The organism is Rubripirellula tenax (assembly GCF_007860125.1).
In the GTDB taxonomy this organism is placed as follows: Bacteria; Planctomycetota; Planctomycetia; order Pirellulales; family Pirellulaceae; genus Rubripirellula; species Rubripirellula tenax.
On record NZ_SJPW01000003.1, the window covers coordinates 92,732 to 111,298 of the forward strand.

Here is an 18,567-nt window from a genome sequence, read left to right on the forward strand (position 1 = left end):
TTCGCTCAGCTCTCTTGGCCAGCTTCAAGATCAAGCTCTACGTGGTTGACGACCCAGAGTGACTGCAAGCTCAGGATCCGCTGGCAAGATTCGGTCTCGTGCAATCGTGCTCGTCGCTACGGAGACTTCTAGCCAGCCCACAGAGTTCCCGGCCGGACATTTAAATTGCCGCTTTTTTCGAACACGTGGTCTGATTCCGTTCATTGTTTTCCTTTGATAATTTTAACGACCTGTATCACTCGCTTTGAGCAGAGATTCAATACTTGAAGCAGTTTTACGACCCAGAATTTCATACCCCTCCGGTGTGAAATGCACATTGGCCGGTTGTTGACCTTCGGGGTTGTTCCTTGATGTTGTATAGAGATCATTTACCGCAATCGATGGATAGTCTTCAAGCACCTCTAGAGCGCCGTCATTATAGACTATTTCATCACCCGCGATTCTCCCTTTTGCACCTTCGGGCACGATGGTTGTATTGGTCCATAGTAGAGTGGCGCCTGATCGCACCAAGAGTTCAATCTCCTTCTCTAAATTCGTTTTGTATTCTGTTACAGACCTTACCTGCGTACCATTGTTATTTATTTTTCCATCGAGAGTGTATTTAAGATCGTGCAAACCGCTATTAAAAGAAATGACATCCCATGGATGCCCGGCCAGCCACTTATGCATTCTGTTTAATGCCTTCTGGGTATCACCCCCGTTTTCTGGAATTCTATATACATTTGCGATGCCATCGAGATATGTTCGGACGGCCCTAGTGTAGCCAACTGAAATCGAATCTCCGATTATGAGGACATCAGGTAACGATGGATCTCTCGTTACAAAACTATACGTCTTTTTACCGGTAGCCTTTATCCAAGTGGCCTTATCGAAATACATCTTTGATGCATCGACATCCACAATCTCATAGGAAGCAGAGGCGGTTGCAATCGCGCCTTGCGCATCAGTTACGATCGCTTCAAAGACGTATTGCCCAGGGCCAGCATCTGTAAAGACCGCCCAATTACCATGAGATGTGATAGTCCCCTTGCCCTCAACAATTTTGAATTGAACTTGGTAATTTGTATCTTGGGGAACATCGACTTCAAGAACTACTTGCCCAACGCCCGCTTCGCCTTGCATTCTCTCCTCAACGACAAACGATTGAATGGTAGGGGTATTGGAATCGGCAGATTTTCCTCGAATGGCTTTGCGGACGTCTTCCATGATCGCCATGCAGTCAGGATGAAAGATCGGATGGTCCGCAGTCACGTCGGCGGTGATGGCCAGGTTGATCGTCACCGGAATTTTCGCCGCCGCCATCTGCTTGAAATAATCCACATATTGCTCTGCAGGGAACTTGGGGCCATCGCCAATTTTCCCGTTCATTGGCCCTTTGACAATCCAACTGTCCATTGCACACCACCACGTGGGTGTCACATCGCCCAACTGCCGACCGGGGCCAATGGCCGTCGGTTCGGGTTGCGAGAGTTGGCGGCCTCCGTCGGTCACGGCGAGTTCGCTAAACGGGCTGACGATCGGGCCACGGTTGGAACTGAATCCCGCAACCGCATCTGGGTTGCCAGCCTTGATGGCTCGCACCCAACGTTCCCACGGCGGATCTTGCGGGTAGATTTTTTTCATGCCGCCATCAATGTAACCAACACCAGCGAGCTTCTTCCCGTAGCGCAGACTGGCATCGCGCAGAACGGCTTCGACGTCGTCGCCATATTGAGTCGTGACACCGACCGCGATGTTCCCGGATTTAGCCGGATCTGGTTTCCTGGCAAATTCGGCGTTCATATAGAGCAGGGTGCGAATGCCACGCTGATCGAGCTCCGTAATGATTTCGCCGATGAGATCGCGTTTCGTGGTGCTACCCGGTCGAATCTTCTCCAAAGCCTCGTTGGGTCCCGCCCAATCCGTCCCAGCGTGGATGGCGGTGAAGACCACCCACGCCGCCCCCGTGCGCTCCACGGCATCGGCAAACACCTTCACGTCGAACAGATCGACCGCTTTTTCGTGCCACTTGCTGCGCGGTTGATTTCCGTTCAAGGCATAGCCCGCCGATGACCAATGCACGAACAGTCCGTATTTCCCTGCGATCATCCACGACGCGTCACCGCGAATCTCTTTCGCCCGCTCCAGTTGCGCTTTGCGGGCGGCGGGCGTGCCCAGTTCGATGGACCAGAGGACAAATTCCTTAGCCGGCTTGTCTGGCTCAAGCTCGGGCAGTCGGAACTGGATTTGATTCTCTCCCTTTTTCAGGTGCAGCACGCCGGGCAGTTCCTGCCGCATAAACAACGGCTTCTCCGGCCACGTCCGAACCAGAGCAGGAGCCGTGACAGTCGACGACCCGCAACGAACTTCAACCATCTGCTTCGGTGGATCCATATAGATCACACTGACGGCATAGTCGTCCGCCTGCGGTGCACTTACGGTCCAAGTGACAGTGTCTGACGACAGAGTAAACCTTGTCGCCTTGCCTGAGCTTCCTAGATTGCGAGTGGCCCGCCCGGTGACCATCGTCGTCACATCATTCGGACGCAAAGGGATGACTTCGGCTCCCAGTGCGGACACTGCCATAGCCAACAACAGCAACAGCGGAGATGAAGTTGAGATCGTGTGTTTCGTTATTTTCATATTCATTTCCCTGGATTGAGTGTCTGATCAGGTTCCATGAGCAAACCCAGACACGGCTAAAGTTTCTATTTGGCTTTGTTCTTTCGCGTTCAGGTATCGTTATGGCCGATTCCTGTTTCCGCGAGCCTTCTTTTGGTTCCTATGCGTTTTCATGATGTCGATGTCCGTATCATTTTTCTGAGCCGTGCCAGCTGTGCTGCGGCCCTCGGTGACATACTTCCTCAGCAACGCGACGAGTGCTTCGACTTTTTCCGGATACTTCGTGGCAAGATTCGTCGTCTCACTGGCATCGTCCTTCATGTTGTACAGCTGCATTTCCGGCAGTCCCTGGCTGGTTGCCTGAGGATCGGTCGGGGCGGTTGCTCCGCCAGATCCCGGAGCGAGCAAGAGTTTCCAGTCGCCTTGGCGAACCGCGAACCGGCCACTGGACGAATGATGCACGATCGCTTGACGCGGGTTCGGCACCTCTTTGCCGTTGAGGCCTGAAAGAAAACTGATGCTGTCCTCCGCCGTGTCGTCATCGAGTTCCACTCCGAACAACTCAGCAAACGTCGCGATCACATCGGAGACCGAAATCAACTGAGTGAACTGCGATTTTGGCTGCACCTGAGCGGGCCACCGCAGAATAAACGGCACTCGGTGACCGCCATCCCAGATCGCGGTTTTCTCGCCGCGGAAGTGAGCACTTGAGTAATGGCCCTTGCTTTTCAGGTCCTCAATATTCGCCGCAGGCCCTGAGGTTCCGTTGTCCGAACTGAAGACAAGGATCGTGTCTTGAGAAAGTCCATTGCGTTCCAGGGCCTGGATGATGGCACCAACCGAGGCGTCGGTTGCATCACGAAATCTCCATGATCGCCCAGGCCGCTCTTCCCCTGCCACTCCTTGGACGGAACCACGGGGGCGTGCGGTGAACTCATGGGAAAGTAGACAAAGAATGGTTTCCCGGCTCTGGCATCCGCTGCCTTTGCGTCAATGTAATCTGTCACGGATTGCGTGAGTTCGGGTAGCACATCGATGATCTTAATTTCTCTCGTGATCGTTTCATCTTCAACGAAGCTGCTCATCGAACGACCGTGGTGATAACCGAAGAAGTGATCAAATCCACGCGTCAACGGACCATCGACGACGCGCGTACCGATCGGGATACCCGAAAGGTAGAGTGTCTTTGACTTCTTTCTAGCGGTTGCTCCTTTGGGCGCGGTCGAGGTGTCATATTGATAATCCAAGTGCCACTTCCCGAAGATCGCGGTGTGATATCCCTGATCTTGAAAAAGATGCCCCAACGTCATCCGATCCGGAGCGATCAGACACGGCTTGCCGCCTGTAGCGACGCCGAATTGCAATCGAGTTCGCCAGCAGTATCGTCCGGTCAGTAATCCATATCGAGACGGGCTGCATACGGCGGATGTGGTATGTGCGTCCGTAAACACCATGCCTTCCGCCGCCAACTGATTCAGATGGGGCGTAGGAATCAGCCCACGCTGTGGGTTGAGTGCCTGCACTTCGCCGTAGCCCAAGTCATCAGCGAATACGAAGATGACATTGGGTTTGGTCGGTGCGCCAACCGCAAACGAAGCAAACATCGCAAGAGCAATTGATGCGAGGGATATACTGGTAGCGACATTGCTGATCATTGCTGTTTTCATGAATCCTGTTCTCGCTTTTTCTGTCTTTTCGATTTGTTGTTCTCTTCTCTATTGTTTCGTGACTCTGATTTTCCGATTCCGGTTGGCTCGCCGGTGTAAGACTCTTCCCACGGAAAGGCGGGGGCGTCCCAGTCAGGAATGCCGGTGCTCTTTTTCTGAGCGTTGTAATCGACTTGGTATGGGCGTTTCTTTGCCAGAGGCACGCCATCGTTAATCATCAACGGGCGAGCTTCATCCCAGAATTGCTCGTAGGCATTCTTCATTTCCGACACGAGCTTGGGGTGTTCTGCGGCCACATCGTTGTGCTGCCCGGGATCTTTTTCCATGTCGTATAACGCGTCGACGACAAGCCGGAAACGCTGGCTGCGCACGGAGTAGTTCTTCCACTTCCAATTGTCAGGACTGTCCCCGTGATTCCAACGCGTGACGTGTTGAAACAGAAAACGATCCTCCCAAACCGGATCTTCTTCCAGCATCAGCGGTTTCAGGCTTCTACCTTCAAATGGCTGAGTGGAAGAAAGCTCTGCTCCCGCAAAATCCGCCAGAGTCGGAAGAATGTCGAGATAGCTAACGGCCGCGTCCACCGTGCGACCTTCTTTAATCACGCCATCCCAACGGACAAAGAATGGAACCCGGACACCGCCTTCTTCCACCGTTCCCTTGAGACCCTTCATCCCTGCGTTGTAGGACATCATGCGATTGCCCTTAGCATCGGTGCCGAGTTTTACCGGCGGGCGCCCCGCTTTACCGCTCAGCCCGCACCCCTTGGTGGTCGTGCCGTTGTCGGAGGTAAAGATGATGATCGTGTTGTCCAGCAAGCCCCATGCGTCCAGCTGTTGAAACATTTGCCCCATCGAGTGGTCGACATGCTCGACCATTCCATAGAAGCCTGCGGCAGATTTATTGAAACCTAGATCCTCAAAATGCTTTTGATATTCAGGCGGTGCGATGAACGGGCTGTGCGGAGCATTCGTCGATAGATAGGCAAAAAAGGGCTTGCCGGAATCCTTGACCGACTGAATCCAGCCCAGGGTCGCTTTGAAGAAGACGTCCGTGCAGTAGCCATGAGTCTTCACAAAGGTACCGTTGTGTTTGATCACCGGGTCGAAATAGGTGTTGCCAGGCACATCCGCGCAGGAACCCGGGTATTTTTGGCCAATGCCGCCAGCGCCGTGAATAAACACCTCGTCGAACCCACGGTTCTCTGGCTGATACGGCGTCTCATCGCCCAGGTGCCATTTTCCGAAATAGCCCGACGTGTAACCGGCCGGCTTCAATACCTGTGGGATCGTGACGGATTTCAGGTTCAATCGCTCACGTTCATAGATCGTATGCGTGACTCCGTTCTTGATCGAATGCACACCGGTCATAATACCGGCCCGACTCGGGGCACAAGTCGATCCCATCATAAAGCGGTCAAAACGGATCGACTGAGCATACATCTTGTCCAAGTGCGGCGTCCGTATCCATGGATGACCATGCGCACCGACAACAGGGTAACCCTGGTCATCGGTCATGATGTAGATGATGTTAGGTTTTGTGCTCGATCGCTCTTGGGCGAAGAGCACGCCCGAAGAACTTAACAACAGGACAAGGCAGATAAGACTTTTCATTGGTTGATCTCCATGCGAAACACGGTCGTAATCGGGCCTCTCGTTTCCGCTGGAAGACAGCCCTTGCGATGCCCTGCAAGCTCAACAGCTGCTGGCGATGGACGTAACGAAGAGACGCTGTTCCATTTCAGTTGCCTCTGTTGGACCGCTTCTTGGGCTTCCTTTTGCGACCGATACTTTTCGGCTCTGCCACGGGCGGCAACTGGTCGTCGGGCTGATTGGAGAAGCGATAGGGATCAAAGTGATTTCGCATCTGGTCGAGTAGAATTTGCTCCATCTCCTTGAGCTTTTCAGCGTAGGCCGGATCATCTGCCAGATTGGTCTGCTTCGGATTCGGCGAGCACTGGGTTAATGCAATCACCTTTGGATCGTGGTGTTCAGCCAACAGTTCATCAGGGTTCTCGGCCAGGTTGAAGAGTTGAGTTTCATTGACACCGTCTTGGGTCGATTCATAGCGGATCAGTTTCCAATCGCCCTTTTTGACACAGCGCATTCCGGGTTTGGCACCACCGCAATACGCCCCATAAAGCACATCGCGCACCCTATCCTTCTTGCCCTCAAGAACCGGTCGAAAGCTAATGCCTTCGCTGGTCTTCGGCGCTTCGATCCCGGCGAGATCGCACAGGGTCGCGAGTATGTCGAAGTGATAAATATTACCCACGACACGAGATCCCGCCTCGATGCCGGGACCTTTCACGATGTAGGGGACACGGAAGGTGTGTTCGTAAAGGTTCTGTTTGCCTTGCAGTCCATGCCTGCCGATCGCCATTCCGTGGTCGGACGTGTAGAAGATATAGGTATTCTCCAGTTCGCCCATCTGCTTAAGTTTGTCTAAGACGGCACCGATCTGGATGTCAATGTTTTCGCTACAGGCAAACTCGCGGCCTAGTTCATTGCGAATGGTGCGCTCATCACGATTGGTCCAGACTCCGCTGACGTTGACCTCATCGCGCACCTCCATATCCGTGTTGTTGAACGGGTGTTTGGGGAGGTAGTTTGCTGGAAGCTTCGGCTGCTTTGGATTGGACTGCGGGAGACTGTTTTCGTCCCGATGATTCACCGCGCCATATTTAGCCAGCAACTCGGACTTCCCGTCTCGCGTATCGTGAGGATGCGAAAACCCGTAATAGATCAGAAATGGATCTTGAACTTTGGAAGCGGCGCGCTGGTCCAGATAGGTAAGTACCTGCTTCGCGTGCCATCCGCTGCCGGACTCATCCCTTGCTCTTCGCTTGGTGGAGTCATGAACCACCGTAAACTTCGCATTCGCAGCTGCGTAACTATTCCCCCGCTTGCAGGTTCGCATTGTGTCATACCCCGCAGCGTTGAAAACCGCCGCCATGGTATGCTCGGCAAGGTCGGGTGGCACATGAGCTGGATCCGAAGCGATCGGATTCCGACCGTTTTTTGATTTATCCGGAACATGCCAAAGCGTGCGGCCGGACATGATCATGTGGCGTGATGGAGTGCATACGCCCCCACACCAGGCCCCCATCTGATGGGCCCCTTCGATCACTAAACCCTCCGCGGCCAGACGGTCCAGCACCGGCGTGTCCAGCGTCGACTCTGGATCGTAGATTTTTAGATCAAAGGGCGATTGGTCATCGGCAAGGATGTACAAGATGTTGGGTCGCTTCGCCGTGATTTTTCTACCCGTTGCCGGCGCTGTCGACCGTTCTTGAAAGCCATCGGCGCCGGATGCGGTTTCGATTGCCACCTTTGATCCCGGCGGGGTCGTTGGCGTTTCAGCCCGAAGCAAAGTGGTGGACAACGCCAATGCAAAGAAGGCACCAGCGACAAGCTTTATCGGGTTTCGGAAATCTAGAGTCTTCAATTTGGCTCTCTTCTTTCGTCTTCGTTGGCGGATTTGGCTATTCAGCGAGGGGCTGAATCAGCTGGCGTATTTCATCACCGGAGAGCGCTTCTCCGAATATGTAGACTTCATCGATTGCGCCGCGAAGCAACCTGCGATCTAAAAATAGGTGTCGCCCGAATTGAATCGGCTCGGAAAGACGATGATCGGTCGTCGTGTCGAGCGATGTCGGCTCGCTATCTCGTTCTGCGTGCTCAAGTTGGCCGTCAACGTATAGCAAAATCGTTGGGCCATCCTGCCCGGCCATTGCAACCGCAGCAACGTGATGCCATCTTCCGTCTCGCAAATTGGTTGTCCCCATCGTCCGATTGCCGGCGACCAATCGCAGGCGACCGTAGTGTCCAGGATGCTCGGGGCGAGATTGTGCGGACTCAAGGAAACACGCTTTTTCGATGCCCCGATTTCTTTTCCCCATACCCCAACCGATCATGGTTGAAACTGCCGATCGTCTTTCATCGGGAAGTTTGACCCAACAGGCAATCGTTCGGTCTTGATCTCCGGAAATGCCAGGATGACGCGTGTTGACCCAACCGCTTTCTCCATCGAAAGAAAGCGCTTGCCCAACAACACCAGAAATCCACGTTGGTCCGCCTCCGTCGCGAGACGTGGTCATAAGGGTGCCCGTCGCAAGCTCAAGATTCGGATCACGCCCCGTAGCGTTCACCGTGTCCCCGGTCCCTTCATCGAACGACCAATGAAGCAGCGGCTGTGTGTTCAACTCTGATCGAGGAACCCGCGGAACGAATCGCGACGAGTCCGCGGACAAACGAGAAAGGGCTCCGGATTCCCCAACGACAAGGCCCTGACCTTCGGTAAGCCGTGTTATGTCCGTGCCGTCGGAAACCTCGACAGTGCCGTCAAAGACATGAACCTCCATGTCTTTGGAGGATGAAACTTCGACTGCGAACTTCGTCCCAAGATCAAACACATCTCGCGAAGGCGTTTCGATCCGCAAACCGGACGTTCCCTTCTTCATTTCGGCAAAGCAACGTCCTTCATCCAGGCGAACATGAAGCCGCGAAACGACTGTGAACGACGCGGGCGCTTCGATCACAACGCGCGCCTTGTCATCCAAATCGAGTTCTAGAATACCTCGGCGCAACTGAACCGGCTTGCCTTGCTGGAGTGCTTCTGTATCGAGTGTTCCCACACCTTCGGCCGCGATGACGCGAATCCCGGGGCGTTGGATGTTGCGGTTGCCAAGGCTGGAATCGAATGCCGAGAGCATGGCGAAAGCCAACATGGCGGTGGTAGCCAATCCCACGCTGCCCCAAAAAAGACGCCGTTGCTTTCGTCGCGCCACTTGCAAGTTGGAAATCACCGCGCTGGTAAGAGTCTCAGATGAATCGGCGCGAAGTGATTCAAGGACTTCGTCAGTGAATTCGCCGGACGGGATCTGCTTCTGGCCCAAAAAGCGTCGCACAAGCAATCCGCGAGAGGCTGCCCTCCGGAAATCGGGATCGTTTTTCAATTCATTCAGAAACTCAGCGAGCTCAGGCTCCGAAGGCCCGTCTCCGGCAAAACTGCCCTCCAGCCAATCGGCGAGAAACTGATCGCGCCGCGATTTATCCATGGCTTGCCTCCTTTTCCAATTGACGTTCGATGCAAGCCCGCAATTGTTCGCGCAGACGATGCAATTTCATCGTGATGGTCGAGTGTTTTCCGCCAAGTGCCGATCGAATTTCCACCAGGTCCATTCCCTCTTCGTACCGCAACCTCAGCAACTCACGGGCGCGATCTCCCAACCTGGTGAGGCACCGATCGAGAGCCTCGAAGACGGCTCCGTCGTCCCAGTCGGCGTTACCAGACTCAATTTCCGCCTCCAAGAGCTGAGCGATTTCTGCGTGGCTTCCCACCGGAATGTCTCCGCGTTTTCGGCGATGATTGCGAATCTCGTTTGCCGCGATGCCAAGTAGCCAGGGCCGAATGGGACGGGTGGCATCGATCTTCGCCAGCTTGCGAAACGCGATCAGGAAGACGTTCTGGGCCAAGTCGTGTGCCTCAAACGGATCATTGATCCGCGAGACCAAGAAAGCCCGAATCGCTGCTTGGTGTTCCTCCACCAGTAGCCCGAATACTTCGAGATCGTTGTCCTGAGCTGCTCGAGTTTGGTGAAGATTGTTCATGCTATAAGAGTACCGTGCCCAGCATCAACAAATGACACAATCAATTTCAGAAAAGACTAATACGGCGTTGGGCTCGACGGCTCAATCACGCACAGGCTTGAGGCTCAGTCGCATCGTGTGAAGAACGACTGACGCATTTATTGTGGAAAAAGCAACGAGTTCTCGGCTCTTTTCAAGATCTGAATATGCTCGGTACCGTAGCCGTCTTGGCCGTTCACGGTGTTCTCTTCAATCAGTGACCTGTTTGCAACTTCTGATGCTTTTCGAAGGCGTACTCGAACCACATCAGTTTGTCGATTTTGCCGTTCCAGTACCGCATAGTCCTGCTTATTCAGTTTTCAGCCGGTTCAAAACCTGAGTGACTCTTGCCCTGCTAACTCTAAGAAAGCGAGCCAAATCGGCACGAGTTTCGACTTGCCCTGAATCAAGTAGTGACTGGTAATGATGAGCTAAACGCATGCGATTGCGTTTCGGTTTGGCGGACTCGTTTTCTTGCCGAATTTGGTCCGAAATGGAGTTCCACTTGAACATTTCGATGCAAGGCAATCGACGTAACCTCTTGGTACGAAAGGCACCTAGCTCGATAAACCCCCGGTTCGGATAGCGACCGCCTCGGGGAGCTTCTGGTCGGCTATCCGAACCGAATCGCTATTCGTCAGTACTTTGGGGCTGTTTCCGTCAAAGGGATCGGCCAGTTTGTATTTTTTTGGGCCAACCGGAACCGTCATCGTCAATTGCTCGCCTCCTTGGCTCTGATTTCAGTACGATCCAGAACTGCTCGCATCCTATTGAGCGTGGCAATATGTCCAACTGAGCTAGCTAGATTTCGCTCTTCTCCTGGATCAGCGGACAGGTCGTATAATTCTTCTCCCCTCGGCCACCTCGTGTAACGATACCGCTGCGTTCGGATGGCTTTGCCGAGTGTGGGACCGCGCGTGACCACCGTGTAGGCAAAATCTTTGCCACTCGCAGCCGGGTCTCGAATCAGCTGCGACAGGCTTTGCCCCTGGAGTTCGGGCGGCGGCTCTACGCCGCAGAGTTCGGCAAGAGTTGGGAATAAGTCAATCAACTCCACCAACCCTTCGGTCTGCGATCCAGGATCTGTCGCGACTTTCGTCACTGACTGGGGAACACGAATCACCAATGGAACTCGATCGCAGGTCTCGAACAACATGACCTTGCCCCACATGAATTTCTCGCCGAGCAGATAGCCGTGATCCGAAGTCAGAACAACGATCGTATCGTCCCAGTGGCCGCTTTCTTGAAGTGCATCGAAAACAATTCCGATCTGCGCGTCGATGAATGAAATGCAGGCGTGATAAGCCTGCATATAGTCGCGTCGCAGGGCATCGTTCTCCTCGGCGAACGTAAAACCGAATCCTTCATGGCGTTTCGTCTGTGCGATTTTTGGGACGGTGTTCCAGAACTCCAGTGACGCGGGCGTGAACTGCAATTCTGCCTTTGGGTACATGTCAAAATACTGGTCGGGCGCAAGGAACGGAACGTGTGGTTTTTGTATACCGCAGGCCATGAAGAACGGCTTGTCACCGTGAACCTTGTTTTCCAGCCAGGCACCGATTTGCCTTGCGTTCTTGCCATCCTTGTGCTGCTCATCCTGCAAGCCTGTTGGACCGTAGCCCGGTTGCTGACCCCGAGTTTGGGGAGCGATCGTGGGATAGAACTCGCGCCATAATTTTCGAGCCTTACCTGATTCGATCGAACCATGCTCTGCCTCAAACTCTTTCCGAATGCGCGTGACCATTGGCATCTCGTCATTTTCGAATCGAAGCATCTGATGCCATGCGAATTCGCCGGGGTCGACCTTCTCGTTGTGAAAGACTTTGCCGACCGCGCCCGTCCAGTAGCCGGATTCCTTGAATCGCTGTGGCATCGAAATCGTTCCCGGACGCACCTCGCGGATGTCGGACTTGTTGTCGAGGATGCCGGTCGACTGAGGGTACAGTCCGTGCAGGAATGAAGCCCGCGACGGTCCGCAGACCGGGTACTGGCAATAAGCTCGGCGAAATGTCATTCCCGCGGCAGCGAGTTCATCGAATGCTGGTGTTTGAATATGCGGGTAACCCGAGGTCGAAACGTGCGTGTTCAGGTCATCGCAGACGATGAACAAGACGTTCGGCTGTTTGCCAAGCGCGACCGACAGTTGCGATGAGCAAAATAGAGCCAGCCCAACGAGGATGCGATTCGGAAGGTTCATCAGGTTTCCTGTAGGTTGAGTATGTTTTTCGCAAAAGTGTTCGCAATTCGATTTGCGATAACATGCGGCAAGGAACACGCATACGCGCATCGAAAGCCGGCTAGCAGCTTGTCCGGAACCGTCTGAGAATGTAAGCGGCAAGGCGCTAGCCGCCGGTTTTCCCAAGCGTTTTACCCGCGGCTAGCGCCTTGCGGCTCTCAGACGCCCTGAGAGTGAGAGGGGCTATTCGCGTTCATTCTTCTCTGTCGCTGCCTTCTTCGCCTTCAGTCTTGCCTGCCGTCGTTGCTCGCGAATCTTTGCTCGCTCGATTTCACGCTCAGTCGATCCGGAGGATTCCAACTTGGCAGCGGACGGCTTCGCTTTCCCCTGAGATGCGCCGGTGATCGGTGCCGCCATCGTCGCAATCCACTTGTCGTAAGCCTCGTTAAGTTCTTGCACTTTCTCGCGTTCGCTCTCGGCAAGGTTTTTCGTTTCGGATTCATCCGTGCCCAAGTCGATCAGCTCCACCGTGTCTTTCGTCCGATGCAATTTCCAGTCGCCGCGTCGAACCGCCCATTCATCGTCTGGTCCTTTGCTCCAGTACAGCGTGTCGTGATGAGCTTTCGTTGCCCCTGTCAATAGTGGCAACAAACTCTTGCCATCGAAGTCGTTTTCGGGTGGGATGTTTCCGATGGCATCAAGTGCCGTGGGCAGGATGTCAAACGAAATCACGGGCGTGTCGACCGTTCGCCCACCGTCGAACTTTTTGGGCCAACTGACGATGAAAGGTGTCCGAATACCGCCTTCGTCGAGCGATTGCTTGAATCCCCGCAGCGGCGAGTTATCGGCACTCATCGCCTTCGAGCCGCCATTGTCCGTCAAGAAAAACAGCAGTGTGTTGTCGAAGATGCCTTCTTGTTTCAGTTTTCCCACCACCCTGCCCACGCCATCATCAAGGTGTTTCAGCATCGCCATCAGGATCGCACGTTCTTTGCTGATGCCGGGAAACCTGGCTTGATAGGCTTTGATATCGGCCTCCGGTGCTTCGGCCGGAGCGTGGACTGCGTTGTATGCGAGGTACAGAAAGAACGGGTTGGTCTTGTTGCGGTCAATGAAAGCCACCGCTTCCTCGCTCAGCCGATTCGTAAGATATCCTTCGTCGTTGATTCGTTCTTTGTTGCGATAGATCGCGCCGGAAAACTTACCATCCGTGTCACTTCTCAAATTGAAATAGCTGTGTCCGCCACGGCCCATGAACTTGTAGCACTCATCGAAACCGCGGCTCATCGCATGCCATTTCAGTTCTGGATAGTCATCGTCCAGACCCAGATGCCACTTGCCGATCGCCGTTGTCACATACTCATCCGGCAAGAATCCCGGAAAGATCGTCTTCCTGGGATCAAAGCCGCGACCGCCGTCACCGGCGCTGTATACACCGACGCGTTGCTGATACCCGCCGATCATGATTCCGGCGCGAGTCGGTGAGCAAACATGTCCGCTGGTGTAGCCCTGCGAGAACACAACGCCATCTTTGGCGAGGGCGTCCATATGCGGCGTCGACACTTCCTTCGGATGCAGCGAATTCAGGCTGATGTCCGCATAGCCCTGATCGTCAGTGAGGATGACGACAATGTTGGGTCTTTCCGCCCTCGCGAAATCGGAAGAGACAAATGCGATCGTTGCCAGAACGATGGGAAAAAATAGTTTCTTCATTCTGCTATCATCCGAGATGTGCCGGTGTGGATCGTGTCAAAGGGGCTCATTCCCCTTGTTGTAAATAGCGGAGAAACTCGCGATGTAACGTTCCATTTGTAAGAGTTCGTCGCAATTGCTACGAAGTCGTTCTCGCCAGGCATCTCGCGGCGGGAATAGGAATCAATCAAGCCATCGTGAGGCAGCGAGCACTTAGAATCACTGGCCCCTTGGTGTTACTCTGAGCCTGGGCATTCCGGGCGAGAACCGAAAAGGCGCTGACCAGGATTGCCACTGCGTGAACCGATAGTCTTGCGTCATGCGAACAACTTCAGGACAGGCTCAGAAGAAACAGAGTGAAAGGAAATTTCATCGGATTATCTATCCGAGTTTTTCTGATCGTTTGATTTGGCTTCCTCGCGAGCCTTTTTGCGCGCTTCGCGTTTCGCTTTTTTTCTCGCTTTGTCGTCGGGACTTGGTTCATCGGTAACTCCCAGATCTTCCTTCAACGCTTGTGGCACCGTTACTGTTTTGCCCTTGATTTCGAGTTGTTTGACGATTTCGATCTGCTTGTCGATCTGGCTGGGTTCAGCGGCGTTCCCTCCGGGAATGAACTCTCCAAAAGGGCGACCAATAACTTCGAGGTCTTGTTGCATGAGATATCGCATCTCTTTTCTGCGAGTGGCCTGATCTTCGTTATAAGCCAGGTTTTTCATTTCTTTCGGATCCCTCTTCAGGTGGTAGAGTTGATCTTCGTCAAAGAAACCGGGGCGATCTGCCCCTCTAACTCCGATTCCCAAACGTCCAATGTAGGACATGGCTCTCGGTAGGTTTTGTGGCGCGGCTCTCTTAATGGCAGCGATCTGTTCTTTGGTGTAGCGAACGGCAATGTAGGACCAGTCTTTCGTGACCGTTGCCCGCGCAGCTCCCATTTCGAGATAAAGATGATTCCGCCAATCCTTGGCTTTTCCGTTTTTCAAAAGAGGAGTGAGGCTCTGTCCATCGATCCGGTAAGACTTCGGTTTCTCCGCTTTACCCAGGTCGAAGAAAGTCGGTACGAGGTCGATATTCTGCACGAGTTCTTCACACGCCTGCCCTGCGGCAATTCCTTTTGGCCAACGCATGATCATGGGCACTTGACAACTACCGTGTGAAAAGACGGATGCCTTGCCGTCGCGACCGTGATCCGGCGCGAAAATCACCAGGGTGTTGTCATCGATTCCGAGTTCTTTAAGCTTCCGGAGAATCGCCCCGAGCGAATCGTCGATCCACGCTTCACCAGCCACATGGCTGTCGGGATCGAAACCTTTTTCAGTGATTGTTTTGAGAAGCTCTGCGCGAGGTGTCATGACCTCTGGAAGACTTCGGGCTTCCCCCTCTCCGGTGATGAGCCGCTGATCCATGGATTTTCGCCAGGACTTATCCGGCCCGTGCAGCAGGGTGCTGCAAAGATGAAGATAAAAGGGGCCGTCCTTGTTCTCTTCGATGAATTCCAGAGCTGCCACCGTCGTCCACTCTGGGTTGTGCGTGGAATAGGGCTTCCGCACGTTTTCCGGGTAGACGTTCTTCGCCCAGGAAAAGCCCAGCGTTTGGAGGTAACGACGCATCCAGCGTTCGTTGTGTTTGAACTGAGCCGATGCTTCAGGCCCAGGACTCGCGTCTTTGGGAATGTTGATCCATTTGTTTTTGCCTTTGTAGAACTCCGGAAAATCCAAATCTGAAGTGAGGTGAAATTTCCCAACGAATCCGGTGGTATATCCGGCTTCACGGAGAACATTTCCAACGTTCATTTTGTCGCGTTCCAGTGCGACATTGAAATTGGGAAGCCCCTGATTCTCTTTGCCGCCGACCGCTTCCGCGTAAAGTTTGCTATGCGAGTTACCAGCAAACCGACCGGTCAGGAAGGTGTATCGAGATGGAGTACAAACCGAGCTGCTGACGTAGGCGCGAGTGAACTTCATTCCTTCCTCTGCCATGCGGTCGAGATTGGGTGTGTACGTATCGCCCCCAAACGCGGCGATGCTCGATGGATTCTGATCGTCGATCAGAAACATGATGATGTTAGGACGTTCGTCGGCCAACGCAGACTGCCAATTGAAGACGAGAGACAGTAAGGCGATTGTGAAGACTTGGGGCATAATTTTTTGCATTGAGTGAAGGTGTCTCATTCTGTTCCTGCAGCCTGATAGAGTTTGGCGATTTCATCCGCAGCGAGTGCTCGATCGAAAAGCGCTAGCTCATCGATTCGACCATTCCAAAAACGTTGGGGTTCCGCCGAAGTTCCCATCCAGAGCGTACTCGGCTGGCGGGACGTCATTGAATGACAAGGTGTCGATACCAACGGATCCCCGTTCCGATACATCCGCAGTTGTTTTCCATCTAAGGTGAGCACGACAAATTGCCACGAGTTGAGCGGCACGGAGCTTAAATCACTGACGCTCACCTGCTTGTCTTCATTCGTCGTGACCGTTCCGGTCAACCGTCCGTTGCGATCAAGCGACAAAGCAAATCGACCGTCACCATCGGAGACGTCCGTAGCCACTGTGCCACCCGGTGGTCGGCTATCGGCATAGACCCATGCCACCAGGCTGAAGTGACCGCTGGTCAGTCGAGGCGGATTCTCTATATGTGCCCCACGCCCGACAGAACGTCCTCCGACGCGCAGCGATGCCCCTACGATCCCCGGTGCAAAGGCAGGCCGAGTGCCTTCGCCCATCAGCATTTCTCCGGCATACTTTTTGGGACTGCATGCCAACCCACCACCTCGAATCGGCATTCGGTAGTACGCCACGAATCCAAGCTGCTTTACCAACATCGGGTATTGTTTTTGAGGCTCGTTGATACTGCGAATGAACCGATCCGTCGCCAAGTCGATTCCGGCTGGTTGTCTCGTCGCCTCAGAAATCCGAATCGCTTGCTCTGTTCGCAAATCAATCGCATCGGCCTGCTCGCTTCCGCTTTCCGTTTTTGGCTTCACCTGCACGTGCCCGCTAAAGACATGCACTTCGCTCTCTTCGCCGCCGACTTCAACCGAGAACTCGGTGCCGAAATCGACCACATCTGCCTCGGGCGTCTCCACGGTAAAACCGACCCCTTCGGGAGGCACGTTGGCGGAGAGTCGTCCTGCATGAAGAACAAGTCGCTCTGCACTGACCGCGTCAAAGCGAGCAGGTGCCTCGATCAAGACAGAGACTCCAGACGCAAATTCAAGTTGAACGAGGCCTCTTTCGATTTCGTAGCCTCCAACACGGATTTCATTCGTCTCCCATGGCAGCGAGTCGGCCGTCAGGACCGCATCGATGCGGCTCACAAGTTGAGCAACTACGGCGCCACCAGCGGTTGGCTCGACAACCTCATCGCTGTCAGAGTACCACGCAATGGCTGCGACCAAAAAAGTAGCTGCAAGCGTTGCAAGGATCGTCCAAGCGCGCGTCCAGCTAATGGAATCCGTCCTCGGCGGAACGATGTCCCGAGTCGACGGCTCGAGATCCGCAATCACAAGCCCATGTTCCCATGACAGCGCCGCATGTGTTTCGCAGAAATCGAGATACAGTGCTTGCGCTTGCGGATCACTACTCAGTCGCTCGTTGAGTCGCCGACGAGCGTCTTCGCTGAGTTCGCCATCGAGGAGATCGGCGAGCAATTCCTGCAGTTCGCCATCGGCAGGTTGTGGAGACTTCATGTGGGGCGTTCCTGCAATTTGCGGTTCACACAATCCACGATGGCTGCACGAGCACGGAACAGAGCCTGTTTGACGGCGTTGGTCGTGCGGTCCATTGTCTTGGCGATCGCGGCGAGCTCAAACCCGTCCTGATATCGGGAGCAGATCAACTCACGCTGCCGATCGCCGAGTTGCGTGAGGCACTCACGAAGCAAGTCCTGTCGTTCTTCAATCGTTTCGTTCCTCGCTTCGGCTGCGCGTGCAAGGTCGGCGGTCAGCAGATCATCGAATATCAAACGATCCCGCGAGATTCTCTTCCGATGAGCCATCACCTGATAGAAGGCGGTCTTGATCATCCACGCCGAAAAGTTCGTCCCGAGCTGAAAGTCGGCGGACTTCTGCCACAGGACGGCGTTCGTTTCCTGCATCACATCACGAGCCTGTTCCGGATCGCCGACCAGCGATAGCACGTAGGCAAACAATCGCCCCTGATGGGACGTCAGCAGTTGTACAAATTCCAGTTCCGAATCGGCCATCAAGTCCTCCAGTAGACTTCCATGCACAGTAAATAGCCGAAGTTGCGTCGCGGTTACGCAAATTGATCGATTGTTTTCAACGCCTGAAAAAAGCTTAGTGATCTGTTTGCAACATCTGATGCTTTTCGAAGGCGTACTCGAAACACATCAGTTTGTCGATTTTGCCGTTCCAGTACCGCATAATCCTGCTTATTCAGTTTTCAGCCGGTTCAAGACCTGAGTGACTCTTGCCCTGCTAACTCTCAGAAAGCGAGCCAATTCGGCACGTGTTTTAACAACGCCAGAATCCAACAACGCCTGATACTTCAAAGCTAACCGCATGCGATCACGCTTCGGCTTTGTTGACTCGGATTCGTCGCGAATTCGGCCTGAAATCGAGTTCCACTTGAACATTTCGATGTAAGGCAATCGACGTAACCTGTTGGTACGAAAGGCTCCTGGCTCAACGAATCCCCGGTTCGGATAGCGACCGCCTCGGGGAGCTTGACCAAGTTTGGTCACCTATCCGAACCACAAACCCTCGGTCACAAGTCCTTTTGTGGCCGAGGGTTCTGTATTTGGGATGTCAAGAAATCTCTGGTGGGTTCGGGCCTCAACTCAGTCC

General features: G+C 53.9%; 12 protein-coding genes. All 12 read right to left on the reverse strand.

The annotated features are described in order from the left end of the window. Window positions 1–222: 222 nt before the first annotated feature. Window positions 223–2,622, reverse strand: a complete 2,400-nt coding sequence (locus Poly51_RS11295) for a hypothetical protein (RefSeq protein WP_146457514.1) — start codon at window positions 2,620–2,622, stop codon at window positions 223–225. Between the two features lie 99 nt (window positions 2,623–2,721). Then, window positions 2,722–3,432, reverse strand: coding sequence for a sulfatase-like hydrolase/transferase (locus Poly51_RS31580; RefSeq protein WP_261344119.1), 711 nt, complete (start codon window positions 3,430–3,432; stop codon window positions 2,722–2,724). Continuing rightward, a complete protein-coding gene (locus Poly51_RS30995) occupies window positions 3,330–4,268 on the reverse strand; it encodes a sulfatase-like hydrolase/transferase (protein WP_222435836.1) in 939 nt (312 codons plus the stop codon). Before Poly51_RS30995 ends, Poly51_RS31580 begins: the two co-directional genes overlap by 103 nt. Further along, window positions 4,265–5,881 (reverse strand): arylsulfatase, encoded by a 1,617-nt coding sequence (locus tag Poly51_RS11305; protein ID WP_146457516.1) that lies wholly within the window; start codon window positions 5,879–5,881, stop codon window positions 4,265–4,267. Before Poly51_RS11305 ends, Poly51_RS30995 begins: the two co-directional genes overlap by 4 nt. A gap of 127 nt (window positions 5,882–6,008) precedes the next feature. Beyond that, window positions 6,009–7,526, reverse strand: a complete 1,518-nt coding sequence (locus Poly51_RS11310) for a sulfatase-like hydrolase/transferase (protein ID WP_246114500.1) — start codon at window positions 7,524–7,526, stop codon at window positions 6,009–6,011. A 226-nt stretch (window positions 7,527–7,752) separates the two neighbouring features. Beyond that, window positions 7,753–9,327 carry a LamG-like jellyroll fold domain-containing protein gene (locus tag Poly51_RS11315; RefSeq protein WP_146457518.1) on the reverse strand — a complete coding sequence of 525 codons (1,575 nt, stop codon included), beginning with the start codon at window positions 9,325–9,327 and terminating at the stop codon, window positions 7,753–7,755. After that, entirely contained in the window at window positions 9,320–9,880 is a 561-nt protein-coding gene (locus Poly51_RS11320; protein WP_146457520.1) for an RNA polymerase sigma factor, read from the reverse strand. The genes Poly51_RS11315 and Poly51_RS11320 overlap by 8 nt, the downstream gene beginning before the upstream one ends. 730 nt (window positions 9,881–10,610) lie before the next feature. Then, entirely contained in the window at window positions 10,611–12,185 is a 1,575-nt protein-coding gene (locus Poly51_RS11325; RefSeq protein WP_315853670.1) for a sulfatase, read from the reverse strand. A 132-nt stretch (window positions 12,186–12,317) separates the two neighbouring features. Further along, entirely contained in the window at window positions 12,318–13,787 is a 1,470-nt protein-coding gene (locus tag Poly51_RS11330; protein ID WP_146457526.1) for a sulfatase-like hydrolase/transferase, read from the reverse strand. A 356-nt stretch (window positions 13,788–14,143) separates the two neighbouring features. Next, window positions 14,144–15,916 (reverse strand): sulfatase family protein, encoded by a 1,773-nt coding sequence (locus Poly51_RS11335; RefSeq protein WP_222435837.1) that lies wholly within the window; start codon window positions 15,914–15,916, stop codon window positions 14,144–14,146. 14 nt (window positions 15,917–15,930) lie between these two features. Beyond that, window positions 15,931–17,448, reverse strand: a complete 1,518-nt coding sequence (locus tag Poly51_RS11340) for a LamG-like jellyroll fold domain-containing protein (RefSeq protein ID WP_146457530.1) — start codon at window positions 17,446–17,448, stop codon at window positions 15,931–15,933. Further along, window positions 17,445–17,963, reverse strand: a complete 519-nt coding sequence (locus Poly51_RS11345) for a sigma-70 family RNA polymerase sigma factor (RefSeq protein ID WP_146457531.1) — start codon at window positions 17,961–17,963, stop codon at window positions 17,445–17,447. The genes Poly51_RS11340 and Poly51_RS11345 overlap by 4 nt, the downstream gene beginning before the upstream one ends. Window positions 17,964–18,567: the final 604 nt, after the last annotated feature.

Bases quoted from the DNA above. Each gene is read 5' to 3' on its own strand.
- Poly51_RS30995 (WP_222435836.1), bottom strand. From the start codon at position 4,268: ATGAAAACAGCAATGATCAGCAATGTCGCTACCAGTATATCCCTCGCA.
- Poly51_RS11320 (WP_146457520.1), bottom strand. From the start codon at position 9,880: ATGAACAATCTTCACCAAACTCGAGCAGCTCAGGACAACGATCTCGAA.
- Poly51_RS11335 (WP_222435837.1), bottom strand. From the start codon at position 15,916: ATGCAAAAAATTATGCCCCAAGTCTTCACAATCGCCTTACTGTCTCTC.
- Poly51_RS11315 (WP_146457518.1), bottom strand. From the start codon at position 9,327: ATGGATAAATCGCGGCGCGATCAGTTTCTCGCCGATTGGCTGGAGGGC.
- Poly51_RS11345 (WP_146457531.1), bottom strand. From the start codon at position 17,963: ATGGCCGATTCGGAACTGGAATTTGTACAACTGCTGACGTCCCATCAG.
- Poly51_RS11340 (WP_146457530.1), bottom strand. From the start codon at position 17,448: ATGAAGTCTCCACAACCTGCCGATGGCGAACTGCAGGAATTGCTCGCC.
- Poly51_RS11305 (WP_146457516.1), bottom strand. From the start codon at position 5,881: ATGAAAAGTCTTATCTGCCTTGTCCTGTTGTTAAGTTCTTCGGGCGTG.
- Poly51_RS11330 (WP_146457526.1), bottom strand. From the start codon at position 13,787: ATGAAGAAACTATTTTTTCCCATCGTTCTGGCAACGATCGCATTTGTC.
- Poly51_RS11325 (WP_315853670.1), bottom strand. From the start codon at position 12,185: ATGCGCGTATGCGTGTTCCTTGCCGCATGTTATCGCAAATCGAATTGC.
- Poly51_RS11295 (WP_146457514.1), bottom strand. From the start codon at position 2,622: ATGAAAATAACGAAACACACGATCTCAACTTCATCTCCGCTGTTGCTG.